The 22,956-nt window shown below is 62.2% G+C and carries 26 protein-coding genes; 6 read left to right on the top strand and 20 right to left on the bottom strand.

Annotated features, from left to right (window positions below; translation table 11 throughout):
- Positions 1–158 precede the first annotated feature (158 nt).
- From AC0L3L_RS24555 to AC0L3L_RS24535, 5 genes are all read right to left on the bottom strand, one after another.
- On the bottom strand, positions 159–647 hold the full coding sequence (locus AC0L3L_RS24555; RefSeq protein ID WP_473639419.1) for a molybdenum cofactor biosynthesis protein MoaE: 489 nt from the start codon (positions 645–647) through the stop codon (positions 159–161).
- A gap of 1 nt (position 648) precedes the next feature.
- Complete coding sequence (gene moaD, locus AC0L3L_RS24550) at positions 649–906, bottom strand: molybdopterin converting factor subunit 1 (RefSeq protein WP_473486722.1); 258 nt, start codon at positions 904–906, stop codon at positions 649–651.
- Between the two features lies 1 nt (position 907).
- Positions 908–1,504, bottom strand: a complete 597-nt coding sequence (pgsA, locus tag AC0L3L_RS24545) for a CDP-diacylglycerol--glycerol-3-phosphate 3-phosphatidyltransferase (RefSeq protein ID WP_127316551.1) — start codon at positions 1,502–1,504, stop codon at positions 908–910.
- Between the two features lie 99 nt (positions 1,505–1,603).
- A complete protein-coding gene (uvrC, locus tag AC0L3L_RS24540) occupies positions 1,604–3,691 on the bottom strand; it encodes an excinuclease ABC subunit UvrC (RefSeq protein WP_473486721.1) in 2,088 nt (695 codons plus the stop codon).
- Positions 3,688–4,464 (bottom strand): SDR family oxidoreductase, encoded by a 777-nt coding sequence (locus AC0L3L_RS24535; RefSeq protein WP_473639416.1) that lies wholly within the window; start codon positions 4,462–4,464, stop codon positions 3,688–3,690. The genes uvrC and AC0L3L_RS24535 overlap by 4 nt, the downstream gene beginning before the upstream one ends.
- A 407-nt stretch (positions 4,465–4,871) precedes the next feature.
- On the opposite strand from AC0L3L_RS24535, the gene AC0L3L_RS24530 reads away from it, so the two are divergent.
- Complete coding sequence (locus tag AC0L3L_RS24530; RefSeq protein ID WP_473486719.1) at positions 4,872–5,522, top strand: outer membrane protein; 651 nt, start codon at positions 4,872–4,874, stop codon at positions 5,520–5,522.
- 82 nt (positions 5,523–5,604) lie between these two features.
- On the opposite strand, the gene AC0L3L_RS24525 is transcribed toward AC0L3L_RS24530, so the two are convergent.
- Complete coding sequence (locus tag AC0L3L_RS24525) at positions 5,605–6,201, bottom strand: glutathione S-transferase family protein (protein ID WP_473528023.1); 597 nt, start codon at positions 6,199–6,201, stop codon at positions 5,605–5,607.
- Positions 6,202–6,650: 449 nt separating this feature from the next.
- Between AC0L3L_RS24525 and AC0L3L_RS24520 the strand changes: the two genes are divergently transcribed.
- Both AC0L3L_RS24520 and AC0L3L_RS24515 read left to right on the top strand, forming a co-directional pair.
- The gene (locus tag AC0L3L_RS24520) at positions 6,651–7,199 is read left to right on the top strand and encodes a hypothetical protein (protein ID WP_473639415.1); all 549 of its coding nucleotides are present in this window, start codon (positions 6,651–6,653) and stop codon (positions 7,197–7,199) included.
- A gap of 447 nt (positions 7,200–7,646) precedes the next feature.
- Complete coding sequence (locus tag AC0L3L_RS24515; protein ID WP_095496794.1) at positions 7,647–7,985, top strand: transcriptional regulator; 339 nt, start codon at positions 7,647–7,649, stop codon at positions 7,983–7,985.
- Here AC0L3L_RS24515 and AC0L3L_RS24510 read toward each other — a convergent pair.
- From AC0L3L_RS24510 to AC0L3L_RS24465, 10 genes are all read right to left on the bottom strand, one after another.
- A complete protein-coding gene (locus AC0L3L_RS24510) occupies positions 7,955–8,407 on the bottom strand; it encodes a hypothetical protein (RefSeq protein ID WP_095496612.1) in 453 nt (150 codons plus the stop codon). The genes AC0L3L_RS24515 and AC0L3L_RS24510 overlap by 31 nt on opposite strands.
- 131 nt (positions 8,408–8,538) lie before the next feature.
- Positions 8,539–9,384: a 23S rRNA (adenine(2030)-N(6))-methyltransferase RlmJ gene (locus AC0L3L_RS24505; protein WP_473639413.1), complete on the bottom strand. Its 846-nt coding sequence runs from the start codon at positions 9,382–9,384 to the stop codon at positions 8,539–8,541.
- A 3-nt stretch (positions 9,385–9,387) separates the two neighbouring features.
- Positions 9,388–10,002, bottom strand: coding sequence for a hypothetical protein (locus tag AC0L3L_RS24500; RefSeq protein ID WP_473639412.1), 615 nt, complete (start codon positions 10,000–10,002; stop codon positions 9,388–9,390).
- Between the two features lie 265 nt (positions 10,003–10,267).
- A complete protein-coding gene (locus tag AC0L3L_RS24495) occupies positions 10,268–11,368 on the bottom strand; it encodes an ABC transporter ATP-binding protein (RefSeq protein ID WP_473486714.1) in 1,101 nt (366 codons plus the stop codon).
- A 10-nt stretch (positions 11,369–11,378) separates the two neighbouring features.
- Positions 11,379–12,212 carry a carbohydrate ABC transporter permease gene (locus AC0L3L_RS24490; protein ID WP_473486713.1) on the bottom strand — a complete coding sequence of 278 codons (834 nt, stop codon included), beginning with the start codon at positions 12,210–12,212 and terminating at the stop codon, positions 11,379–11,381.
- A gap of 19 nt (positions 12,213–12,231) precedes the next feature.
- On the bottom strand, positions 12,232–13,167 hold the full coding sequence (locus AC0L3L_RS24485; RefSeq protein ID WP_258118151.1) for a carbohydrate ABC transporter permease: 936 nt from the start codon (positions 13,165–13,167) through the stop codon (positions 12,232–12,234).
- A 104-nt stretch (positions 13,168–13,271) separates the two neighbouring features.
- Positions 13,272–14,531 (bottom strand): ABC transporter substrate-binding protein, encoded by a 1,260-nt coding sequence (locus tag AC0L3L_RS24480; protein WP_473528026.1) that lies wholly within the window; start codon positions 14,529–14,531, stop codon positions 13,272–13,274.
- A gap of 27 nt (positions 14,532–14,558) precedes the next feature.
- On the bottom strand, positions 14,559–15,734 hold the full coding sequence (locus AC0L3L_RS24475; RefSeq protein ID WP_473639410.1) for a PLP-dependent transferase: 1,176 nt from the start codon (positions 15,732–15,734) through the stop codon (positions 14,559–14,561).
- On the bottom strand, positions 15,731–16,471 hold the full coding sequence (locus tag AC0L3L_RS24470; protein WP_473486709.1) for a FadR/GntR family transcriptional regulator: 741 nt from the start codon (positions 16,469–16,471) through the stop codon (positions 15,731–15,733). The genes AC0L3L_RS24475 and AC0L3L_RS24470 overlap by 4 nt, the downstream gene beginning before the upstream one ends.
- 232 nt (positions 16,472–16,703) lie before the next feature.
- Positions 16,704–17,393 carry a TetR/AcrR family transcriptional regulator gene (locus AC0L3L_RS24465; protein ID WP_473639408.1) on the bottom strand — a complete coding sequence of 230 codons (690 nt, stop codon included), beginning with the start codon at positions 17,391–17,393 and terminating at the stop codon, positions 16,704–16,706.
- Between the two features lie 236 nt (positions 17,394–17,629).
- Between AC0L3L_RS24465 and AC0L3L_RS24460 the strand changes: the two genes are divergently transcribed.
- The gene (locus AC0L3L_RS24460) at positions 17,630–18,073 is read left to right on the top strand and encodes a RidA family protein (RefSeq protein WP_473486707.1); all 444 of its coding nucleotides are present in this window, start codon (positions 17,630–17,632) and stop codon (positions 18,071–18,073) included.
- 195 nt (positions 18,074–18,268) lie between these two features.
- Positions 18,269–18,991 (top strand): haloacid dehalogenase type II, encoded by a 723-nt coding sequence (locus tag AC0L3L_RS24455; RefSeq protein ID WP_473639406.1) that lies wholly within the window; start codon positions 18,269–18,271, stop codon positions 18,989–18,991.
- A gap of 166 nt (positions 18,992–19,157) precedes the next feature.
- Here AC0L3L_RS24455 and AC0L3L_RS24450 read toward each other — a convergent pair whose 3' ends face one another.
- Both AC0L3L_RS24450 and AC0L3L_RS24445 read right to left on the bottom strand, forming a co-directional pair.
- Positions 19,158–19,604: an anthrone oxygenase family protein gene (locus AC0L3L_RS24450; RefSeq protein WP_123149753.1), complete on the bottom strand. Its 447-nt coding sequence runs from the start codon at positions 19,602–19,604 to the stop codon at positions 19,158–19,160.
- Between the two features lie 65 nt (positions 19,605–19,669).
- Positions 19,670–20,029 carry an antibiotic biosynthesis monooxygenase family protein gene (locus tag AC0L3L_RS24445; RefSeq protein ID WP_473639404.1) on the bottom strand — a complete coding sequence of 120 codons (360 nt, stop codon included), beginning with the start codon at positions 20,027–20,029 and terminating at the stop codon, positions 19,670–19,672.
- Between the two features lie 107 nt (positions 20,030–20,136).
- On the opposite strand from AC0L3L_RS24445, the gene AC0L3L_RS24440 reads away from it, so the two are divergent.
- The gene (locus AC0L3L_RS24440) at positions 20,137–20,625 is read left to right on the top strand and encodes a MarR family winged helix-turn-helix transcriptional regulator (RefSeq protein ID WP_473639402.1); all 489 of its coding nucleotides are present in this window, start codon (positions 20,137–20,139) and stop codon (positions 20,623–20,625) included.
- 324 nt (positions 20,626–20,949) lie between these two features.
- Here AC0L3L_RS24440 and AC0L3L_RS24435 read toward each other — a convergent pair whose 3' ends face one another.
- Both AC0L3L_RS24435 and AC0L3L_RS24430 read right to left on the bottom strand, forming a co-directional pair.
- Positions 20,950–21,399 carry a DNA polymerase III subunit chi gene (locus AC0L3L_RS24435; protein WP_473486702.1) on the bottom strand — a complete coding sequence of 150 codons (450 nt, stop codon included), beginning with the start codon at positions 21,397–21,399 and terminating at the stop codon, positions 20,950–20,952.
- A gap of 19 nt (positions 21,400–21,418) precedes the next feature.
- Positions 21,419–22,930: a leucyl aminopeptidase gene (locus tag AC0L3L_RS24430; protein WP_473639400.1), complete on the bottom strand. Its 1,512-nt coding sequence runs from the start codon at positions 22,928–22,930 to the stop codon at positions 21,419–21,421.
- Positions 22,931–22,956: the final 26 nt, after the last annotated feature.

Raw genomic sequence — 22,956 nt, 5'->3', positions numbered from 1 at the left:
TTTCCGGCAAAACGAAACCCAAATTCAGGCGAAAATCTTAAATTAAATCAAAGCGTTCCGCGTTCTTCACGGACGACTGGTTAGCCTCAGCGGATGTCGAACTTCCTCTTGGGGTCGAAAGTTGCCACTCGGCAAACCTCCGGCGGTGACGCGAAGCATCAATTTCGTTTCGGCGCGGCCTGTTTCCAGCGGCTTGCGGCCTCGTCGTCGGCCTCCTTGGCATCGACCCAGCCGCCTTGCGAGCCGTCGGTATGGTGTTCCTTCTTCCAGAACGGCGCGCGCGATTTCAGATAGTCCATCAGGAAGTTCGCCGCCTCGAACGCCGCCTGCCGGTGCGTGGAGGCTGCGACCACCAGCACGATGTTCTCACCGGGCGCGATCCTGCCGTGGCGATGGATGGCGGTGAGCCCCTGCAGCGGCCAGCGGCCGACCGCCTCGACGGCGATGCGGCCGATCTCGGCCTCGGCCATGCCGGGATAATGTTCGAGTTCGAGTGCCGCCAGCCTGCCCGCTTCATCGCGGCAGAGACCCGAGAAAGTCACCACGGCGCCGATGTCGGCGCGGCCTTGCGTCATCTTGGCGATCTCGGCGGCGACATCGAAATCCTCCGCCTGGATGCGCACCGTCGGCACCACCGCGCCGGGCATTTCAGCCACCCGTCATCGGCGGGAACAGCGCGATCTCGCGCGCGCCTGATATCTTCTCGCGGTGCTCGACGTGTTCCTGGTTGATGGCGACGCGGATCACGTCAGGATATTGCAGCGCGTGCTCGTACTCCTCGCCGCGCGATTTCAGCCAGCGCAGCAGGTCGGCCACCGTCTCGATGCCGGCGGGCAAGTCGACGTCCTCTTGCGACTTGCCGATCCGCTCGCGCACCCAGGCGAAATAGATGAGCCTCGTCGACATGCTACTCGTCCATGATGTGCTTGAGGCCGGCGCGGAAATAGTCATAGCCGGTGTAAAGCGTCACAAGCGCGGCGATCCACAACAGCACCAGCCCGGTCTGCGTAGTCAGCGGGAAGATCTTGTCGCCGGCAGGTCCCGCGAGCAGGAAGGCGATGGCGACCATCTGGATGGTGGTCTTCCACTTTGCCAGCTGCGTCACCGGTACCGAGACCTTCAGCGCCGCCAGATATTCGCGCAGGCCCGAGACCAGGATCTCGCGGCACAGGATGATGATCGCCGCCCACAGCGACCAGCCGGCGATGCCGGCATGCCTATCGGTGTCGGCCGCCAGCAGCAGCAGGCAAGTGGCAACCAGCAACTTGTCGGCGATCGGATCGAGCATCTTGCCGATATTCGAGGTCTGCTGCCAGGCGCGCGCCAGATAGCCGTCGAAATAGTCGGTGATCGAGGCCAGCAGGAAAATGATCAGCGCCGACCAGCGGGCGAAGTCGCTCGATTTCAGATGACCTTCGAGAAAAAAGCACAGCACAACCAGCGGCACCGCGAGAATGCGGGCATAGGTGAGCATGTTGGGCAGGTTGAATGCGCGCTGGGCCATATTTTTGGGAACTCTTTCTGCCTGCCTACTCAAATCAGAAGCGAATGTGGGGGGTCAACAGGCGATAGTCGATGGACCAACCGAAAATAGCCGAATCCATCAGCTCTCGTGAAAATGGTTGTAGACCAGCTTCGCCACCTGCTCGGATATGCCGTCGACCTTGACCAAATCCTCGATCGCGGCGCGGCTGACCGCCTTGGCGGTGCCGAAATGCATGAGCAGCGCGCGCTTGCGGCCCGGGCCGATGCCGCTGATCTCGTCGAGCGGGCTCTTGACCATCTCCTTCTTGCGGCGGGCGCGGTGCGAGCCGATGGCGAAGCGGTGGACCTCGTCGCGCAGCCGCTGGACGAAATAGAGCACCGGGTCGCGCACGGGGAGCGAGAACGGTGGCTTTCCCCTCACGAAGAAGCGTTCGCGGCCGGCGTCACGGTCCTGGCCCTTGGCGATGCCGATGGCCTGGACACGATCCTCGATGCCGAGATCGGCGAGGATCTTGCGCACCGCCGTCATCTGGCCCTGGCCGCCGTCGATGAGGATGACGTCTGGCCAGGCCGGGAAGCCGCCTGCATCCTCGATATCGTCGCCCTGTTCGGCCAGGGTGTCGTCCGCCGCCTGTTCGCTCTGCGGCACATCGCCATGTTCCTTCAGCAGCCGGGAAAAACGCCGCTCCATGACCTCGCGCATCATGCCGAAATCGTCTCCCGGCGTGATCTCGGTCGAGCGGATGTTGAATTTCCGGTACTGGTTCTTCACGAAGCCTTCCGGCCCGGCGACAACCATGGCGCCGACGGCGTTGGTGCCCATGATGTGGGAGTTGTCGTAGACCTCGATGCGCACCGGCGGTTTTTTCAGGCCGAAAGTCTCGGCGAAGCCGGTGAGCAGCCGCCCTTGCGTCGAGGTCTCGGCCAGCCGGCGGCCGAGCGCCTCGCGGGCATTCTGCAGCGCGTTGTCGGTCAGGTCTTTCTTCTCGCCGCGCTGCGGCACCAAGATGGCCACCTTGCGGCCCGCGCGGGTGGAGAGCGCCTCGGCCAGCAATTCCTGGTCCTCGACGCCACGCGACAACAGGATGGTGCGCGGCGTCGGCTTGTCGTCATAGAATTGCGCGAGGAACGAGCCCAGCACTTCGGCCGCGTCCAGCGCCGGATCGGCCTTGGGGAAATAGGCGCGGTTGCCCCAGTTCTGGCCGGTGCGGAAGAAGAACACCTGGATGCAGACCTGGCCGCCTTCCTGGTGGATGGCAAAGACATCGGCCTCGTCGACCGTCTGCGGGTTGATACCCTGATGGCTCTGCACATGCGACAGCGCCGCCAGCCGGTCGCGATAGATGGCGGCGCGCTCGAAGTCGAGGTTTTCCGCGGCCTGCTGCATGGCGGCGGAGATATCGGTCTTCACCTTCTGGCTACGGCCGGACAAGAAGTCCTTCGCCTCGGCGACCAGCTTGGCATAGTCACTATGCGAGATTTCGCCGGTGCACGGGCCGGCGCAGCGCTTAATCTGGAACAGCAGGCACGGTCGCGTGCGGTTCTCGTAAAAGGAGTTGGTGCAGCTCCTGAGCAGGAAAGCGCGCTGCAGCGAATTGATGGTGCGGCCGACGGCGCCGGCCGAGGCGAATGGGCCGAAATAGTCGCCCTTGCGCGAGCGCGCGCCGCGATGCTTGTAGATGCCGGGCGAGACATGATCGCCGGTCAACAGGATGTAGGGGAACGACTTGTCGTCCCGCATCAGCACGTTGAATCGCGGCCGCAAGCGCTTGATAAGATTGGCTTCCAGCAGCAGCGCTTCGATCTCGGTGCGGGTGACGACGAACTCCATCGTCGACGTCTCGCGCACCATGCGGCCGATGCGGCTGGTGTGGAAGCGGCCTTGCGCGTAATTGGTCACCCGCTTCTTCAGGCTGCGCGCCTTGCCGACATAGAGGACGTCGCCTGCGGTATTCATCATGCGGTAGACGCCGGGCGCGTTGGGCAGCCGTTTGACCAGGGTCTGGATGACTTCGGCGCCGACCATGCCGTCGGCATCGCCGGCATGCGGCGTCCAATCGATGGCCGTGAAGGCGACGTCAGGGCCGCCGGAACCGGGCGCTGACGGATCGACGATCTCCTCCGCCGCCTCGTCCTCGAGGTCGACATCGGGGGGCAGATCGTCGGCGGCGCCGCCTCGTTTGTGTTTCTGGTCCATGGGACTCATTCGATAATGCCTGTCACATCCGGCGTCTGCCATGCAAGGTGCTGGCCGCCGTCGAGCGCGATCATCTGGCCGGTGACCGAGCGCGCGCCCCAGAGATAGCGGATGGTGGCGCCGAATTCAGGCAATTCCGGGCCGCGCTTCAGGATCAAGCCGTCGACCTGCGCGGCAAAATCGCTGTCTTCCTGGCGCGCGCTCTTCAGCGTCGGGCCGGGGCCGATGGCGTTGACGCGAATGCGGGGTGCCAGCGCCTGCGCCATCATCTGCGTCTGCGTCCACAATGTCGATTTCGACAGCGCATAGGAGAAATAGCGTGGCGTCGGGCGCCAGACGCGCTGGTCGATCATATTGACGATCAGCCCTTCCTGGCCTTCCGGCAGCGCGCGGGCGAATTCTTGCGCCAAAAGTGCCGGCGCCTTCACATGGAGGGCGAAGTGACGGTCCCAGGCAATCCAGTCGACGTCCTGAACCGTGTCGTCCACGAACAGCGAGGCATTGTTGACCAGCAGTGTAACAGGCCCGAGCGCGGCTGCAGCGCGGCCGATCAGGTCGCCGACCGCGGCCATGTCGGTCAGGTCGGCGGCGACCACAGCGGCGCGACCATCCTGGCCAAAATGGCCGCCGTTGATCCGCGCAGCCAACGCTTCCGCCTCGGCCCGCGAGCGGTTGCAATGGATGGCGACAGCAAAACCGTTCGCGGCCAGATCCTCGACGATCGCCTTGCCGATCCGCTTGCCCCCGCCCGTCACCAGCGCCGTTCCAGCGGCCTTGCTCATCCTGTCAATCCTCAATGGGCTTCGATTTCAGCCAGTCGGCGAAATATGGCCGGCCAAGCGTTAAATGCCGTTCGGACCTTGGGCAGCATTGTGGCAAAGCGGCCGGATCGGTCTTTCGACTGTGGCCGGGACTCGGCCGTCAGACCGCAATATAGGGCTCCGGACCCCTTGCTCCAAGCGGTGTTCAGCGCGGCACGGCAAAGCCTCCTGACACTATCTGTTGCGCAGATACAACGTCAAAATTCAGCCTCATTCGTGCCCGGTAATGACCCAAGTTCAGGTTCGCTTCAGCCGCATTTCGACACGACATTCGGAACCGTTGAGCGCCAGACCCGTTTATCCCCCCGGCGGGTTGAGGGCGCTTGTGAAAAGCAAACCTGTGCCTGTGGCTTAAGGAGTAAAGAACAATGCAAGCCAATCTTAAATTTGCGCGACCGCTGGCGGTGGCGTTTGGGCTCTTCGCCCTCGGCGGAACCGCCTATGCTGCTGACGTCATCTCGGAAGAGCCGCCGGCACCCGCCCCGATCGCCGAACTTCCGGTCGCTTCCTGGGCCGGTCCCTATGCCGGTGTGAGCGTCGGCTACGGCTTCAGCGGTCACGCCGACGCCGAGGATATTGGCACTGACGTCGACACCGATGGATTCGTCGGCGGCGTCTTCGGCGGCTACCAGTGGCAGCAGGAGAACTTCGTGTACGGTGCTGAAGCCGATATCGGCTATAGCGGCATCGAGGGCGACGATGGTGGCGTCGAGGCCAAGGGCGGCTTCGAAGGCTCGCTGCGCGCCCGCCTCGGCTACGCCGTCACCCCGGAAATCCTGCTCTACGGCACCGCCGGTGGCGCGCTCAAGAACCAGGAGATCGAAGCCGCTGGTTCCAGCGACGAAAACACCATGCTGGGCTGGACGGCCGGCGTCGGTACCGACATCAAGATCACCGACAATGTGTTCGGCCGTGTCGAGTATCGCTACACCGACTTCGGCGACAAGGACTTCGACGGTATCGGCAAGGTCAAGTCGAGCGACAACCGCGTCACCTTCGGCGTCGGTATGAAGTTCTAAATTCGTCCAAGCCACGACACGAAAAAGCCGGGCCTCGTGCCCGGCTTTTTTTGATCTTTTCTCTGGCTGGGTGCCAACCAGCTCACGCCGGGACGCAGGGTTTCAGCTCCGGAAACTTCTCGTCGAAGCGCGCTGCCCAGCGGACCAGCCGGCTGCGGCCCTTTTCCCATTTTCCGGCAAAGCGCAGCGAGAGATAGCCAAGGCAGGCGCGCAGCGCCAGTTGGCCGGCGGTGATCTTCTTCGGCAGCTTTGGCGGATTGGCGTTGAGCAGATCGAGCGCGTTGGTTATCTTCGCCCACTGGCGGTCGAGCCAAGGCTGGTAGACCATGTCTTCGGGGCGCGTGCGCCGCTCATAGACCATCGACAGCGCGCAGTCGCAGATGCCGTCGGCCAGTGCCTCCAGCACTTCTGCCTCAAGGCGCCTGTCGGGATTGCGCGGGAACAGCGCGTTCTTCGACATGCGGTTGAGATGCTGGGTAATGGCGCGGCTGTCGTGGACCGAGCGGCCGTCGTCGAGCACCAGCACCGGGATCTTGCCGAGCGGATTGGTGTCGATCAGCTCGGCTGGCTTGTCTTCGGTTTTTATCGGCACGAGATCGACTGCGATGCCGGCATAAAGCGCGGCCATGCGTACCTTGGAACTGTAGGGGGACGTGGAAGCGTAGAGCAGTCTGGGCATGATCGGGTTCCTGGTTGCCGAGTACAGAGCGCGTGGACGCGCAAAGAATGCTGTAGCACTTAGAATTTGCGCATGATCCATTTCCGCGACACTGTTGGCCGGGCATGCCGGCATGATCAACAGCCCACAGGCGGAAAAACCGGGCGCCACGGCAAACGACCGTTCCTCTGCGATCTTGAGGCAATGAGCGGTACGGCAGTTGCAGCCCAAGAGAATCTGAACAGGTCAGACAGACCCGAACCTAGCCACCGGTCTTGCACCGAGAATTCCTCTGCGGGCACAGAGAAATGCCCCACCGGACTTCGCCGTGCGGCGAAGTCCTGGGAGCTGCGAAAAGCTGTCTTCCCTCCGCCTCTATTCTTGCCCGAGCACTGACCCTGCGAGCGAGGCGCCTGTCCGGCACCCGCCCTTAACGGTCTTCTCCGCGAGCGAAGAAACGCGATTACTTCTTGGCCTTCGCCTTCGCGGGCGCTGCCTTCGCCTTCGGCTTGGCCGCCGGCGCTGCTTTCTTCACTGCTACCGAAGAGTTCGCTGCAGCCGCTTTCTTTGCCGGCGCAGCCTTCTTGGCCGGTGCAGCCTTCTTTATCGGCGCAGTCTTGGCAGGTGCTGCTTTCTTCGCTGCCGGCTTCGCGGCGGCCTTTGCAGCCGGCTTCTTGGCTGGTGCTGCCTTGGCCTTGGCTGGTGCTGCTTTCTTCACTGCCGGTTTTGCCGCGGCTTTCGCGGCCGGCTTCTTGGCCGGCGCTGCTTTTGCCTTGGCCGCGGCGGCCTTCGGCTTGGCAGCAGGTGCTGCTTTCTTCACAGCGGCTGCGGCCTTTGCCGCCACTGCTTTTACTGGTGCTTTCTTTGCCGGTGCCTTCTTTGCCGGTGACTTGGATGCCGGCGCTTTGGATGACTGTTTAGCCATATCGTGCCCCTTAGTTGTGCCGACGGCCGTTAATGACCCGGCGCGTAATGCATATCTGACTCGCGCTTGTCTAGCCAGCGAAGCATTAGCATGATTTTATCAGTTTAAGTTTTGGTTACCGGCGACACACGCTCGTGCTGATTTCGCAAAATGCCGTTGCTGCTCTTCGATCTTTGCCGACGGTTTGCTACAGACATTGTGCGCGCTTTGCCGGACCAATCTTGCTACGAAGCGCTGAAGGTTAGCAAGCGTTTTGCTCGTTGATCATCGACCGGAAACACCATGATGCGGCTGCTTCAACGATCTCATCGTCTTGTCAACCGGACGATCTACACAAGCTGCAAAAGCAGAACGCGGCCCGCTCTGCGCCAGGACCTTGCCTGCGTTCGAGAGGGGCAATTTTTTGCTAAGGTTGACAGATCACTCTATTCGGCAGAGTATTCTGCAGTATGCGGGAGAAGCGCATGTCATTCGCGCAAGATCGAGCGGCGCTGTCCCAGATCAGTGAGACTGAACGCCGGACACGACAGCAGGCCCGATGATGGCTGCCGACGAAATCATCCACCAGAGCGTGCGGCTCAGGATCATGGCCACGCTGAATTCTCTGGAAAGGCGCAAAGCGCTGGAATTCGCCCGATTGAAGGCCATCGTCAATGCGACCGACGGCAATCTTGGCGCGCATATCGATGCGCTTGCCAAGGCGGGATATGTCGATGTCGAAAAGCTGTTTGTCGGACGTCGGCCGCAAACGCGGGTCAAGGCGACGTCAATCGGACGGCGCGCCTTTCGCGGTCACGCCGCCTTCCTTCGCGCCATCCTCGATGAGGCGGAGCAGCCAGGTAAACGCGTTCAGCGCAGGACTCGGCAGCGACCGTTGTAGACCATCCAGCGGTCGAAGCCCGAGACGCAGAATTCGACATTGTCGCCGATCGAGGCAAAGCCCTGCCCTTCCTCGATCAGATACCAGATGGTACGGGCGTGGCCGTCGGACAGGCTGACGGTGGCGCCGCAATAGCGGCGGCCGATCGGCCAGGTTTCGTTGGCCGGCAGATAGCGGTGCTGGTGGATGCGCTGGAAATCTGTGATCTCGACATCGGGCAGATTCGGCACGTGGTGCACCTGGTAGGAGAAGCGGCTGGTGATCTTGTTCAGCACCCAAGCCTCACCGCAAACTCCGCTGTCTTCGTCGACGTAGACGGCAAGGTCGGCAGCCTTTGCTGCCTGGGTGACAGCCAGGGACGTGCCGAGCGGCGTGCAAAGTGCGATCAGTGCGGCAAGGGCGGATTGGGCGAAGCGAGTCATGGCAGCCTCTTATGGTCGATTGCGCGCACTGTGCGGATTCGCTTGCGCGCGGTCAAGCGGTTGTAGAGACAATGGTTTCCCAGTTCGAAATCGCCTTCAGCCAGGACAGGCGCGCGAATACCTCTGCCGCCCTACGCCGCCAGCCATTCCAGCGTCCAGTGCGCCGGTTTTTCAACGACAAGCAATGTGTGCAAGGCCGGCAGCAGCGTGCGCAGCTCGCCCTCCAGCGTGAACGGCGGGTTGACCACCACCATGCCGCCGCCGTCGAGGCTGGGCTCGGCCGATGGCGGCCTGATCTCGAAGCCGATGTCGAGCAGCTTCGGGACGCCTGACTGCATCAGCGCCTTCCGGAAGGCGGCGACCGCCTTGCGGTCCTTGACCGGATACCACAAAGCATAGATGCCGCCGGGCCAGCGCTTATGGGCTTTCCGCAGCCCGTCGACGAGGCGATCGAACTCGCCCTCCTCCTCGAACGGCGGATCGACGAGTACGAGGCCGCGCTTTTCCTTCGGCGGCAGATGCGCGCCGAGCGCCAACCAACCGTCGAGCTCGATCACCCGGGTCTGGAAATCGCCTTGGAATAGCGCCCTCAGTTTCGCGGCATCCTGGCGATGCAATTCGATCGCCGACAGCCGGTCCTGCTTGCGCATGAGATGACGCGCGATCAGCGGCGAGCCGGGATATTGTTTCACGCCGCCTTCGGGATTGAGCGAACGGACAGCTTCCAGATAAGGTGCCAGTAGTGCTGCCGCAGGGGCGCCGATCTCGGCGCCGACCAGACGGCCGATGCCGCCTTGCCATTCGCCGGTCTTTTGCGCTTCAGTCGACGCCAGGTCGTAGCGGCCGATGCCGGCATGGGTGTCGATGACGCGAAACGCCTTGTCCTTCTGTTTCAAATATTCGACGAGCCGGCTCAGCACGACATGCTTGACGACATCGGCGAAGTTTCCGGCGTGATAGGCGTGGCGGTAATTCACGAGCTAAGTCGAGCCCCTGCCCCAGCGCGGCGGTGGCGGCCGCGAATTCGGATTTTGCGGCCGCCGCCCGCCGAAACGCAACGCCAGCAGCAGCCCGATCAGGCCAGCCGCCATCAGCGAGAAGCCGACCGGCCGCGCCCGGCGGTCGATCTCGCCGACGCCGGAGCGCAGCACGAGATCCACCGCCCGCATCTCGATGCCTTCGGCGTCGCCGGGGCCGACGGTGAAGATGTAGGGGCCAGGGCTGACCATCGGGATCAGTCCTGCCTCGTCGCGAAAGATCTTGTCCGGCAGTTGCGGGCTGACCTGGCGCGGATTTTCCGAATGGGTGAACTGCAGTGTCGAGGCGAGCACCGTCCTGCCGCCGGTGGCGGCGGTCAGCGTCAGCACGGTGCGCTGTTGCGATACGACGATGCGTTCGGTTCTCGCGGTGAGGTCGACCAGCACCCGCACCGGCGCGTCGCGAGTGGCGAGCGGCACCGTCACCGGCTTGAACCGGCCCTGTTCGTAGACCCGCCAGGTGCCGATCTCATGGCCGGAGAAATTGGTCATCGCCCAGGGGTAGACGACGCCAATGCCGGTGCCGGCGAGCAGGATCAGAAGAAACAGAAAGCGCATGCGCTCGACTACCTAACCCTGTTGTTGTTTGACCATGATCTCGTCCGAAAACCGGTTCCCACTTTTTGCTTCGCTGACCTTCGGTTCGGGATCATGATCCAGCGCCGCCGCGGGCGCGTTCCATCTCGTCCCAGGAGCCATGTCGACGCCGAGATCGAATGTCGTATCGAATTCGGCGGTGCCAAGATAGGACAATAGCATCGGACCCAAAGGTGGGAACCGGTTTTGGGAAAATTCGAATGATCGGAACGGCCGAAAGGGGGGATCAGCCCTTCCCCTTCTGGAGGATCGATTCCGATGCGCGCTTTCCAGTCTCATCGAACAGATGCAAATGTTGCGGCGGGAATGCCACCGTCACCGTCGGACCGGCCGTGAGCGCGGCCCGGTCGAGCGTGAAGACGTTGAATGGCAGGCCATGCAGGCCGAGATGCAGGATGATGCCGAAGCCGGTCGGCTCGATCAGGTCGACCGTCGCCCTCAGGCTGCCCTCCGAGGCCGGCGATATCTCGACATGCTCCGGCCGGATGCCGAGCGTTACCGCCGCGCCTTCCTCGAGTTGATAGGCTGACGAAAGCGCAATCAGCGTTCCGTCAGGCAATCGTGCGCCGGCCGTGCCTGCGCCGACCTCGTAGCGTGCCGACAGAAAATTCATGGCCGGCGATCCGATGAAGCCGGCGACGAACAGGTTGGCGGGGCGATCGTAAAGCTCCAGCGGGCTGCCGACCTGCTGCACCACGCCCTCATGCATGGCGACGATCCGGTCGGCCAAGGTCATCGCCTCGATCTGGTCGTGGGTGACATAGATCGAGGTCGCGCCGAGATCGCGGTGCAGCTTCTTGATCTCTGCCCGCATCTGCTCGCGCAAGCGCGCGTCGAGATTGGACAGCGGCTCGTCGAACAGGAATGCCTTGGGCTGTCGCACGATCGCGCGGCCCATCGCCACGCGCTGGCGCTGACCGCCCGACAGTGCCTTCGGCCGCCGCGCAAGCAGCGGCTGCAGCTCAAGCTTCCTGGCCGCATTGCTGACAGCGGCCGTGATCTTCTCGCGGGCGGCCTTACGGATCCGCAGGCCATAGCTCATGTTCTCGGCGACATTCATGTGTGGGTAGAGCGCGTAGGATTGGAACACCATGGCGATGTCGCGGTCCTTGGGCGCCCGCTCATTGACGCGCATGCCGTCGATCCGGATCTCGCCTTCGGTCACCTCCTCGAGCCCGGCGATCATGCGCAGCAGCGTGCTCTTGCCGCAGCCCGACGGCCCCACCAGCACCACGAACTCGCCGTTCTTTATCGACAAGTCGACGCCGTGCAGCACGGAGACGATGCCGAAATTCTTGCGGACGTTGCGGATGTCGATCGATGCCATGAAACCTCACTCAGCCCTTGACCGCGCCGGCCGTCAGGCCCTGGACCAGATAGCGCTGGATGAACAGGAAGAAGAGGCAGGCCGGGATCAGCGCCAGTACGCCGGCCGCCATCATCTGCCCGAAATCGACCGAAAATTTCGACACGAAGGTGAGCAGACCGACCGGAAACGTTGCGGCGCTGTTGCCCGAAATCAGCATCAGCGCGAACAGCAGCTCGCTCCATGCGGCGGTGAATACAAAGCCCAGCGTCGCGGCGATGCCGGGCAGCGTCAGCGGCAGGATGATCTGGCGAAACGCCATGAACTGCGTGGCGCCATCGATCTTGGCCGCCTCCTCCAGTTCCTTGGGAATGCCGTCGAAGAACGACTGCATCAGGAACGTCGCGAAGGGGATGTTGAAGGCGGTGTAGACGACCACCAGCCCGGTCAGGCTGTTGGTCAGCCCGAGCGGCGAGAGCATCTTGAAGATCGGCGCGACCAGCATCACCAATGGAAACATCTGGGTGAGCAGCATCAGCGCGACCAGCCAGTATTTGCCGCGGAAGGTGAAACGCGACAACGCATAGCCGGAGAGGGACGCGAGCAGCGTCACGATCACGGCCGTTGCGCCGGCAACGATCATGCTGTTCCTGAAGAAGACCGGGAATGCGCTGTGGGCGAGCACGAAACGGAAATGTTCAAAGCTCATCCGCGACGGCCACATCCGCACGCCCTCCGAATAGAGCAGGTCGTTCGGCGTCACCGATACTTTCAACAGCCAGAACAGCGGGAACAGCGCAAAGACCACGTAGCAGAGGATCGCAAGGCGGTGCAGCGCGGTGCCGAAGGTCGAATACCTGTTCATCTGGTCATCCCCCGACCCATCACGACCGATCCATCAGGACTTGCCGCAGCATGACGATCAGCATCGAATAGGCGAGCAGCAGGACGAGCAGCACCAGCGCGATGGCCGAGGCGTAGCCGAAATCAAGGGCTCTGAAGGCCTGCGTGAAGATGTAGCTCGCGACGATCTGCGTGCGGTCGGCCGGCCCGCCGCTGGTCATGACGATGATCAGGTCGGCGAAGTTCGAGATCCAGACAGTGCGCAACAGCACGGTGATCGCAATGGTCGGCGCCAGGAATGGCAACGTGATCGACGTGAACCGCCTGATCGCGCCGGCGCCGTCGATCGCCGCCGCCTCGTAGAGGTCGCGTGGGATAGCCTGAAGCGCGGCCAGCAGCGTGATGGCGAAGAAGGGAATGCCCCACCAGACGTTGGCGATGATCGGTCCCCACATGGCGAGCTGCGGATTGGAAAGGATGTTGGCCGGCTCGCTCATCAGGCCGAGCGCATAAAGCCAATGCGGCAGCGGTCCGATGACGGGATTGAACAGCCACGCCCAATTGAGCCCGGTGAGGAAGGTCGGCACCGCCCAGGGCAGGAACACCAGCGCCTGCGCTATGGCGCGGCCGGCAAACGGCCGGTCGAGCAACAGCGCCAGGACCAGGCCGAATACGAACTGCAGGAAGACGGACGCGCCGGTCCACCACAGCGTGTTGCGCAGCGCCCGATAAAAATTATCGTCGTCATAAAGGGTTCGAAAATGATCGAGCCCGACATACCCGCCAGAGAAGGGATTAAGCAAGTGCACGTCACGGAAGGCGTAGGACAGGCCTAGCACCAGCGGCGCCAGCATGATGGTGACGATCAGAATCAGCGCCGGGGCGGTGTAAAGATATGGCTCGGCGTGGCGCGTGATCCGGTCGACCAGCGACCGGCGGCGCGATTCCGGGAACCCGGCGGTGGCGTCAAAAACCATCAGCTAACGCTTTCGTTCCAATTGGACATCCTTCCAATCGACCATGGACGAGGCCTATCGGAGCCACCCGGCGATGGGCGGCTCCGGTGCTCTAGGTCCGCCGTTTATTTCTTGGCCAGGTACTTCTGCTGCGCCTTGGTCAGATAGTCGGCCCACTGGTTGGCCATTTCCTCGGGCGTGATGTCGCCGAGCAATGCCTGTTGACTGGTCTTGATGACCATCGAGTCCTTGAAGAAGGCGAACTCCTCGAGATAGGTCGGCATGACCGTCGGCACCGCATCCTTGTCCTCGAGTTCGGCGAACCAGCCCTTGAACTGCTCGCTTGCGTAGAAGGGATCCGTTTCGGCCGACTTGTGGACCGGCAGCGCACCGGTGCGCTTGTTCCACTCGACATTGCCCTCGGGCCCTTCAAGCGTTTCGATCAGCTTCCAGGAGAGGTCCTTGTTCTGGCTTGCCGCCATCATCGACCAACCGGCATAGCCGATGGTCGGGAACGTCTTGCCGGACGGCCCCTTCGGCATGGTCGTGACGCCGTAGTCTTCCGGCTTCATCCGCTCGGCGATTGCGATCAGCGCGTCTGGATCCTGATCAAGCATTGCGCAGGTGCCGGTGTAGAATCCGGCGACGATTTCGTTAAAACCCCAGTTGACGCTGTCCTTCGGTGCCAATCCCTTCTTGTACAGGTCGACGACCCAGGTCAGTCCTTTGACCCAGCCTTCGCTGTTCATCGTCGAGGTGCCGTCTTCATTGAAGAACTTGTTGGACCCGGCCATGGTTGCGCCGAACATGATCCAGCCGTTGAGGCCGCCCGGCCCGCCGCGCAGGCAGTAGCCATATTTGCCTGGAAGCTTGGATACTTTTTCCGATGCCGCCACGAACTCGTCCATCGTCTTGGGCGGCTCGGTGACACCAGCCTCCTGGAACAGCTTCTTGTTGTAGAACATCGCCCGGAGATAGAAGCCGTAGGGCAGCATGTAGGCGGTGTTGTTCACGTCGCGGCCGAGTTCGAGCGCGCGATCGGTGAGGCCCGAGGTGTGCTCCCATTTGGCAAGATAGGGTTCGAGGCTCTCGAGAAGACCGTTGTTGGCATAGAGCGACAGCCAGGTGTCCGGCATCTCCATGACGTCGGGGATTTCGCCGGCGGACACCATGGTCGCGAATTTCTGGAACGCCTCGCCCCAGGGCAGCGAGATGACCTCGACCTTCGTGCCCGGGTTGGCAGCCTCGAATTTGGAGACGATCGATTTCAGGGTTTCGGTGCGTTCGGGGCTGGTGATCACCTCCACGAGCTTCAGCGTCGTGTCGGCGAGTGCAGCACCCGACATCAGTACGGTGGCGAATGCGGCGATAAGAAGCTTCTTCATTTTCCGTTCCCTTCTTGTCTGGTTGCTTCAGGTCTTTTCTTCGGAAGCGGCTGTGATAGCCGTTTCCAGGTCACTCCACAGCGCCTCGGTTCCCTCGAGGCCGACATGGAGACGCACGGACCGCGGATGGACGCCGAACGCCATCGCGGAATTGGGTTGGGCCTTCTGCTGCAGCACGACCTCGCCGGGCACGATGAGGCTTTCGTGGCCGCCCCAGGACACGCCTAGCTTGAACAGCTTGAGGTGGTCGGCAAACGTCCGGATGTCGATGCCGTCGCGGAAGACAAATGAGAACAGGCCCGACGTGCCGGTGAGCCCCGCAGGAAGCAGGTTGGCCAACCCCGGATGGCAGACCTTCTCGACGATCGGATGATCCTGCAGGCGCCGTGCGATTTCGAGGCCGGAGGCCTGATGCGCGCGCATCCGGATCGGCAGTGTGCGCAAGCCACGAATCAAGAGCCAGGCGTCGAATGGCGACAGCTTGCCGCCGAGATATGGGTAGGCTTCGCCGCGGATGCGGCCAATCAAGTCCTTCGAGCCCGCGACCACGCCGGCGACGACGTCGCTGTGGCCACCCAGATACTTGGACGCGGAGTGGACAACCACATCGACGCCGAGCGACAGCGGCCGCTGGAAGACCGGGCTGGCCCAGCTGTTGTCGATGATGGTCGGGATGCCGCGGGACTTTGCCAGCGCAGCGAGCGCACCGATGTCATGGGTTTCCATGACCCAGCTGGTCGGGCTTTCCATATAGAACAGCTTGGCGCCAGACAGGGCGCTCGCGACAGCGGCTTCGTCGCGCCCGTCGACATAGGTCACCTCGATGCGCATGCGCGCGAGCAGCGTCCCGAACAGCCGGAACGCGTCCGGGTAGATATGCCTGACCGCGACGATGCGGTCGCCCGGCTCGACGAAGCTCAGCACTGCCGACGAGATGGCGGACATGCCGCTCGCAAAACCGATCGCGTCCTCGGCGCCCTCCAGCTTTGCCAGCATTTCCTCGAACATGCGCACGGTCGGGTTTAGCCCGCGCGTGTAGGTCGGCCGCACCTTTTCGCCGCGGTACGTCTCGAGCATCTCGTCATAGTTCGGGAAGGTGAAGAGCGAGGTCTGCACGATCGGCGGCACGACGGCATCGAAGGCGTTGCCCTCGTCATGCGCGGCGATCAGCGATGCCTGGTCGAAAAAATCGGGACCGTTCATTTCGACATTTCCTCGATATCCTCTTCCACGATCTCGAGGATCTTCAGCGTTTTTCCCCGCGCCAGCTCCGCGTCCCTGGCGACGATGGCATCGAACAGTTCGCGGTGATACGGGAACGATCGCCGCGCGAAATCCTGCCGGTCAAAAGGATGGTCCCAAAAGCGCTCGAACGCTTCGCGCATCTGCCCCAGGAGCTGCCGGAAAAGCGGGTTGTGCGTGGCGTCGTAGACGGCCAGGTGAAAGGCTAGGTCTTCCGGACCCGACGTGCCGGTGGCGAGATGGACGCGCTCCATCTCGATGAGTTTTTCCTCGATCGTCCGCAGATCGTCGACAGTCCGCCGCCGCGCCGCGACCATGCTTGCCTCGGCCTCGATGCCGCGGCGTACCTCGAGGGTGTGCAAGAGACCATCGCGCAGCTCTGCCGTATCGAGCGACAGCGGCAAATGGATCGTGCCGGCGGATATCGGCTTGAGCAGATAGGTGCCGCTGCCTTTGCGGGTCTCGGTGACGCCGAGCGCTTCGAAACGCCCCATCGCCTCGCGTATCGTCGAGCGCCCGACGGAAAGCGCGGCCATCAATTCGCGTTCGGTCGGAAGCCGGTCACCGCTCTTCAACGCAGCGCGCTCGACATAGTCGGCCAGCGCTTCCATGACCTGCTTGCCGCGATCCAATGGCGGGAGCGTGGCGATTGCCACACGCGTAGCAGATGCCCCGGGCAGTTCGCCGCGCGCTCGCATGGGAACCTACATACAAAATTGGTCTGACATCTTAGCAGATTTGCGCGCGGCCGACCTTTCGTCAAGTGCCCTGGGCAGTGTCTCAGTTTGCATTTCGGCTCACGACCCGCTGTGGAACCTTAAACCTTGCCGCAAAGGCTTCCGCTGCGACGTTGCAAAAATCAGGTGCAAAAACTGTCGTTTAAACGGGGATTTTGCGACAGTCGCTTTGAGCCAAAGCTACCGTTCAGCCTCATCCTGGAGAGAGGCCATCGAGGAGGAAACCGAGGCCTTTCCGGAAGGTGCCGCCCCAATCGTTATCCAACAGCAGACGAGAGCGTTCGATTGTCGGGTAGCGTTCGCTGAGACGTGTAAGGCGTTGCTGCGCGGCGACCCTGTCGTCGTCCGAGAGGTCGAAGCTCGCCCGGGTGATGGTGGCGCCCATCACATAGTTCCAGAGCGACCATATCGCGACGTTCACATCTGCGTCCGCAACCCCGGCTCTGGACAAGGTGTTGCTCAGCAGTTCCAGGCGACTGAGTATGTTCGGGCCGAGTGCCCGGCGCGGCAACAGCGATGCCGACCAGGGATGGCGCAGCATGCTGGCGCGCCAGTCTTCGAGCATATGAACGACTTCTCCGCGCCAATCTCGAGACTCAACCATTTGCGGCGGTCCGCGATATTCGAGCACCGAGTCGAGCGCCAGATCAAAGACATCCTCTTTGTTGTCGACGTGCCAATACAGGCTCATCACGCCCGAACCGAGGCGATCGGCCAGCCGACGCATCGTCAATCCGTCGACTCCCTGGGCGTCCAGCAGTTCTACCGCGGTCGCCACGATGCGTTCCCGAGAGAGCGGCGGTTCACTGCGCGGCTCCTGCACGGGCTGGAGCCGCTCATTTATCCCTCGTTCGCTCCGGGCGCCGCTGCGTTTTGCAGCCATCCGTCTCCCTCGCTGTTCAGAACGTCGATTTTGAACCGGCAACGCGACGAATGTCGATCTTGAACGATTGACTCGTACGGCGTACCATACGATGACTCGTACATCGCACGAGTCATCGTATGGGCGATACGGTTAAAGTTCAATCATGCCGGCCGCGAGGGTACGTTGCTCGCAGAGCCAAGAGAAAATCATGTCACGCGCAAATCAAGCATCTGCTTATCGGAGGGCTAATCATCATGACCATTGGAGTTCCCGCTGCGACAACAGCGAGTGAGAAGGATCTCAAGCTGACCATCGTCAATCCACAAAACCTCTACGACCCGTCGCCGAATGGCTACAGCACGGCGGTGATCACGCCCCGCGATGGCCGGGTGGCCTACATCTCCGGACAGGGCGGCCAAGACAGCACGGGAGCCTTGTCGCCCGACTTCGCTGTCCAGGTTGGGCAGGCCTACGCAAATTTGCGTACCGCCCTCGATGAGCTCGGTGCCAGGCCGGATCAGGTCGCCAAGCTCACGGTCTTCGTGGTCGATCACGATATGTCCAAGCTTGAGGTGTTGACCAAGAACGTCAAGAAAATGTTCGGTGAGGCGCTGCCGGCGCAGACCCTGATTCCCGTTCCCAAGCTTGCAATTGACCCCATGCTCTTCGAGGTGGAGGCCGTCGTCATTCTGGAGTAGTGATGCCGGTCGCCCTTCGCACATATCCTGAGCTTCGCGATAGTTTCACCCTGTCCATCCGGTCAATGGTTTGCCTGTCGCAAATGTCCCTCGCAAAAGTGGGTGTCTCGCGACCGATTTTTGCGACAGCCGCAAGAGGCGCTCGCCACCCGAATGCGACGGTCATGTATTGTGCGGATCGAGGAGCCGAATGTGATGGCATTGGATGGTGTACGTGCCTTGGTATTCGACGTATTCGGCACTGTCGTCGATTGGCGCAGCGGCGTGGCGCGCGAAGCTGAATCGTTCCTGAAGCGGCATGGAGCAGTATCCGCCATTCCTACCGCTTTCGCGGATGCGTGGCGCAGCCGTTACTCCCCAGCGATGGAGGAGGTGCGCAGCGGCCGGCGGCCTTTTACACGGCTCGACGTGCTGCATCGGGAGAATCTGGAAGCTGTTTTGCCAGAATTCGGGATCGACCCGGCTTCGGTGCCAGCGTCCGAACTGGACGAACTGAACCTGGCATGGCACCGATTGGAGCCATGGCCGGACGCGGTGGCCGGCCTCACACGGCTGAAGGCCCGCTATATCATCGCACCGCTCTCGAACGGTAACATCGTCCTCATGCTCAACATGGCGAAGCGTAGTCGCATCCCCTGGGATGCGATCCTCGGCGCCGAAGTCGTGCAGGCGTACAAGCCGATGCCGCAAGCCTATCTTCGCACCGCTGACGTCCTGGCAATGAAGCCAGCTGAGATCTGTCTTGTGGCCGCCCACAATGGCGACCTTGCAGCGGCTCGGGCATGCGGATTGCGAACAGCCTTTGTCCCGCGTCCGACCGAGCACGGGTTAGCGCAGACCACGGACTTGCACCCTGATCAGGCCTGGGACCTGGTGGCCAGCGACTTCATTGACTTGGCTGAACGGCTTCAGGTGTAGCGCGTCTCAACGATCAGCAAACCACCCCCTTCAGTGTTCTTCCCGGTTTCGGTCCGATGCTTTCTTCGGCGTCGTGAGCCAATTGCTCCGCGATCTATCCCGGGTTGCGGATAGCCAAGATGGCAGGCTTTACTACGCCTTGCGTTCCCAGCGCCGGTCCCGCCCTTCACCGAGCGACTGCCAGAATCCCGAGCACCGACGCGACGGTAGCGAGCAGGATTCGAACGTTGTGGACCATGAGCCAGGTGTCTAGCCGGGCGGGCACCTGATCCAGGGGAATCGACTTGGTGGCGAATTGCGCGTTGGTCGGAAGGAACCAGGCCATAGTGAGAACCAGAACGGCAGCGACACAGGCGATCGCCCCGATCCACAGTGCACGTAGTCCTCCCTCGCTCCAACTGAGCCAGAGCGAACCGATCAGGCCGATGAGGGTCGGAACGACGACAAGGGGGATCGTCCTTATGATGAACCGGTCGTTCTGGCTAAACCAATCGAGGAATTCGGCAGCCGGAAGGCTCTTCCAGTAGCCGCCCAACGTTACGCCGATCGTCAGCATGACGCCGGCGAACATCGCCGAACCAGAGATAGCGAGAATGTTGAATAGGAGTCGCAACGGAATCTCTCCTGCCTTTCTTTTCTTTCGATTTTGATGACTTCGAACTCTTGCTGACGCCACGCCTACGCGAGGCAGACGCCCGCCACGCCGACTTTTTGAAACAGGTGCGGGGAAGCGACCGCCGAAGCTTGATAGACTGAGAGTTTCGCCCTGAACTCCGGATGCATGAACGCAGTCCGGAAGTCTGCTGTCGATCCCCAGACGGCATAGTTCAGATAAGTAGGACTTTCGCCGACCGCGCGGTGAAGCTGGGTCGAGATGAAACCCGGCTGCTGTTTCATGAACAGCGCATCGTCCTGCCAGGCTCGGAGAAAGGTCTGTTCGTCCGCCTTGTCGAGCGTGAATACGTTCACGAGCACGACGGAAGCAGCATCGATTGCGATCTGACGTTCGATCGGGAATGCAGGGTCCAGTGGGCGCATAAGAGACGTGATAGGTTCCTTTCCAATTTGGTTATACGATGTCGATTTGGTATGATGCACACGTAGCTAATTGACATTATAATGTCAATACCATCCTATGGTGACAAATGGACGAAACAACGAAGACCCCAAATCGAACGCCGGCGGGTGAAGCCTTGACCGATCTCATTCTCAGCCTGTTCAGGGTCAATAACCTGACTTTGACGTGGGGCGATCGGCTCGTGGCTCCGCTTGGGCTGACCAGCGCCCGTTGGCAGATCCTCGGCGCCATTGTCGCAGCCGAACGCCCGCAGCCGGTCGCGTGGCTCGCACGCGATCTCGGTGCCAACCGCCAGAACGTGCAGCGCATCGTCAACGATTTGGCGAAGGAAGGGCTCGTCAGGTTCGAACCCAATCCGCATCACCGCCGCGCGCACCTTGTCGTGCTAACCGATAAGGGACAGCAGACCTATGATGCCGCGATCAGATTGTACGAACCACGGGTCAACACGCTCGCGGAGGGGTTTCCCATCGAAGACCTCGAAACGGCCGGCCGTGTCATGAAGGCGCTGCGGAAGAAATTCGAAGGAGAAGGAGATGCTGAAGAGCAGAGCTGATCGCTACGGCACGATAGCGGTCTCAATTCACTGGCTGAGCCCCTTCTGATTCTGGCCCTGCTGGGCTCCGGCTTTCAGGCAGCGAAGGCCATGGATGCGGCCACCACTGCGGTTTCCTCCGTGTCACATTCCGGTAGCGATCATAGTCCTGCTTCTCTCACGGCCTTCCGTATCGTCTGGTGGCGGCGGTTCGATCGGAAGCCGTTTCCTCTGGAGGGATCGCCTCGCTCGCAGGAGCGTGTCGCGTGCTGGGTTCACGTCGCCTTCTACGTTGTCATTCTGCGTATGGCTGCCAGCGGCATCGGGATAGCCAACGCGGCAGCTTTACGCCTTGCGTTCCCAGCGCCGGTCTGAAGACTGCTGCCAGTAGGTGACCGCGTGGCCGGCTTCCTTCATCGTCTTCCAGTGCGTGCGCGCCGCCTCGACCTGGGCCGCATCGTGGCCGTCGAACAGGAACACGGCGCGTTCATAGCCGAGAAGCTCCGGCGGCACCGCGCCGTCGACCAGGAAGCGTATCTGCGCTTCGTTGGGGTTGTCCTGGCCGGTTGTCAAAAGGATCGGCTGCTCGGCCAGATAGGATTCGCGGTCGGTCGCATGCGCCAGGAAGGAATCGTCTCTGAAAATCCAAAGATGCTGGTCCAGCGCGTCGCGCCGCTCCTCGGTGCCGGTCTGCACCACGGCGCGCCAACCGCGATCGACGCTGCGCTCGAGCAGGCCGGGCAGCGCATCCTCCAGAGTCGATTCGGTCAGGTGGTAGAACAGGACGTCGGCCATGATTGCGCCTTGAAAGGCCTCACCCCTCGTAGTTGTCGCGCACCAGCCGGTCGAGCAGTCTGACGCCGAAGCCGGAGGCCCATGACTGGTTGATCTCGCTGGACGGCGCGCCCATCGCGGTGCCGGCGATGTCGAGATGCGCCCAGGGAGTATCCTTGACGAAGCGCTGCAGGAACTGCGCCGCGATGATGGCGCCGCCATAGCGGCCGCCGATGTTCTTCATGTCGGCATTTTTCGAATCGATCAGCTTGTCGTATTCGGTGCCGAGCGGCATTCGCCACACTCGTTCCTGCGTCGCCTGCCCGGCGCTCGTCAGCCTGTTCGCCAATTCGTCATTGTTGGAGAACAGGCCGGCATAATGCTGGCCGAGCGCGACCATGGTGGCGCCGGTCAGCGTCGCCAGATTGACCATGAATTTCGGCTGGAAGCGATCGTTGCAGTACCACAGCGCATCGGCCAGAACCAGACGACCTTCGGCGTCGGTGTTGAGCACCTCGATGGTCTGGCCCGACATCGAGGTGACGATGTCGCCGGGGCGCTGCGCATGGCCGTCAACGGCATTTTCCACCAGCCCGATGACGCCGACGACATTGGTCTTGGCCTTGCGGGCGGCCAGCGCGTGCATCAGCCCGGTCACGGCCGCCGCGCCGCCCATGTCGCCCTTCATGTCCTCCATGCCGGAGGCCGTCTTTATCGAATTGCCGCCGGTGTCGAATGTGACGCCCTTGCCGACGAAGGCAATCGGGCTGTCCTTGGCCTTGCCGCCGTTCCATCGCATGACGGCCAGGCGGGCGCCACGCGGCGAGCCTTGCGCAACGCCGAGCAGCGCGCCCATGCCGAGCTTCTTCATCTCCTTCTCGACCAGGATCTCGACCGTGACGCCGAGCGCTTCCAGTTCGTTGACGCGGGCGGCGAATTCCACCGGCCCGAGTATATTGGCCGGTTCGTTGACCAGATCGCGCGCCAGCAGCACCCCGTCGATTACCGCCGCCTCGTCGGCGAATGCCTTTTTCGCCGCAGCCGGATCGGTGGTATGGATGGTCACCTTGACCGGCTTTTTGGGCTCGGCCTTGTTGCCGTCGCGCTGGCCGTCGCCATTCTCCTTTTTCGTCTTGTACTTGTCGAAGGCATAGCTGCGCAGAAGGATGCCCGCGGCAAGCTGTGCCGCTTGCCTGCCGCCGACGTCAGCACCCGGCAGATCGAGCACGACGGCCACCTCTTTCGCCTTGCGCAGGGACGCAGCGATGGTGCCGCCAAGCTTGAGCCAGGCATGGTCGTCGAGCCCCGAGACCTTGCCGGCGCCGACCGCCACCAGCCGGTCGAGCGATGTGCCCTCCGGCGCCAGCACTTCGACCAGGCCGGCGAATTTGCCGGAAAAGTCGGCCACCGGAAACGCCCGCTCCAGGGTCTTTGCCGGATCGCAAGCCTTTGCCGCATCGCCGAGACCGCCATCGTTGGCCGCCAGCACGAAGACACTGCCCTTTTTGGGCGCTGCGAATTTGGCGAAGGCGATCGAAGGTCTCGAAGTCATCATGTCCTGCTTTCGGGAACGGCGTT

This window comes from Mesorhizobium sp. WSM4849 (genome assembly GCF_055811385.1).
Note: the sequence above shows the minus strand (reverse complement) of the source record. Positions and strands in the feature narration are given on the sequence as shown.

Coding starts and splice junctions, on each gene's coding strand:
- AC0L3L_RS24555 (WP_473639419.1), bottom strand. CDS start 647: ATGCCCGGCGCGGTGGTGCCGACGGTGCGCATCCAGGCGGAGGATTTC.
- moaD (WP_473486722.1), bottom strand. CDS start 906: ATGTCGACGAGGCTCATCTATTTCGCCTGGGTGCGCGAGCGGATCGGC.
- pgsA (WP_127316551.1), bottom strand. CDS start 1,504: ATGGCCCAGCGCGCATTCAACCTGCCCAACATGCTCACCTATGCCCGC.
- uvrC (WP_473486721.1), bottom strand. CDS start 3,691: ATGAGTCCCATGGACCAGAAACACAAACGAGGCGGCGCCGCCGACGAT.
- AC0L3L_RS24535 (WP_473639416.1), bottom strand. CDS start 4,464: ATGAGCAAGGCCGCTGGAACGGCGCTGGTGACGGGCGGGGGCAAGCGG.
- AC0L3L_RS24530 (WP_473486719.1), top strand. CDS start 4,872: ATGCAAGCCAATCTTAAATTTGCGCGACCGCTGGCGGTGGCGTTTGGG.
- AC0L3L_RS24525 (WP_473528023.1), bottom strand. CDS start 6,201: ATGCCCAGACTGCTCTACGCTTCCACGTCCCCCTACAGTTCCAAGGTA.
- AC0L3L_RS24515 (WP_095496794.1), top strand. CDS start 7,647: ATGGCTGCCGACGAAATCATCCACCAGAGCGTGCGGCTCAGGATCATG.
- AC0L3L_RS24510 (WP_095496612.1), bottom strand. CDS start 8,407: ATGACTCGCTTCGCCCAATCCGCCCTTGCCGCACTGATCGCACTTTGC.
- AC0L3L_RS24500 (WP_473639412.1), bottom strand. CDS start 10,002: ATGCGCTTTCTGTTTCTTCTGATCCTGCTCGCCGGCACCGGCATTGGC.
- AC0L3L_RS24495 (WP_473486714.1), bottom strand. CDS start 11,368: ATGGCATCGATCGACATCCGCAACGTCCGCAAGAATTTCGGCATCGTC.
- AC0L3L_RS24490 (WP_473486713.1), bottom strand. CDS start 12,212: ATGAACAGGTATTCGACCTTCGGCACCGCGCTGCACCGCCTTGCGATC.
- AC0L3L_RS24485 (WP_258118151.1), bottom strand. CDS start 13,167: ATGGTTTTTGACGCCACCGCCGGGTTCCCGGAATCGCGCCGCCGGTCG.
- AC0L3L_RS24480 (WP_473528026.1), bottom strand. CDS start 14,531: ATGAAGAAGCTTCTTATCGCCGCATTCGCCACCGTACTGATGTCGGGT.
- AC0L3L_RS24475 (WP_473639410.1), bottom strand. CDS start 15,734: ATGAACGGTCCCGATTTTTTCGACCAGGCATCGCTGATCGCCGCGCAT.
- AC0L3L_RS24470 (WP_473486709.1), bottom strand. CDS start 16,471: ATGCGAGCGCGCGGCGAACTGCCCGGGGCATCTGCTACGCGTGTGGCA.
- AC0L3L_RS24465 (WP_473639408.1), bottom strand. CDS start 17,393: ATGGCTGCAAAACGCAGCGGCGCCCGGAGCGAACGAGGGATAAATGAG.
- AC0L3L_RS24460 (WP_473486707.1), top strand. CDS start 17,630: ATGACCATTGGAGTTCCCGCTGCGACAACAGCGAGTGAGAAGGATCTC.
- AC0L3L_RS24455 (WP_473639406.1), top strand. CDS start 18,269: ATGGCATTGGATGGTGTACGTGCCTTGGTATTCGACGTATTCGGCACT.
- AC0L3L_RS24445 (WP_473639404.1), bottom strand. CDS start 20,029: ATGCGCCCACTGGACCCTGCATTCCCGATCGAACGTCAGATCGCAATC.
- AC0L3L_RS24440 (WP_473639402.1), top strand. CDS start 20,137: ATGGACGAAACAACGAAGACCCCAAATCGAACGCCGGCGGGTGAAGCC.
- AC0L3L_RS24435 (WP_473486702.1), bottom strand. CDS start 21,399: ATGGCCGACGTCCTGTTCTACCACCTGACCGAATCGACTCTGGAGGAT.
- AC0L3L_RS24430 (WP_473639400.1), bottom strand. CDS start 22,930: ATGACTTCGAGACCTTCGATCGCCTTCGCCAAATTCGCAGCGCCCAAA.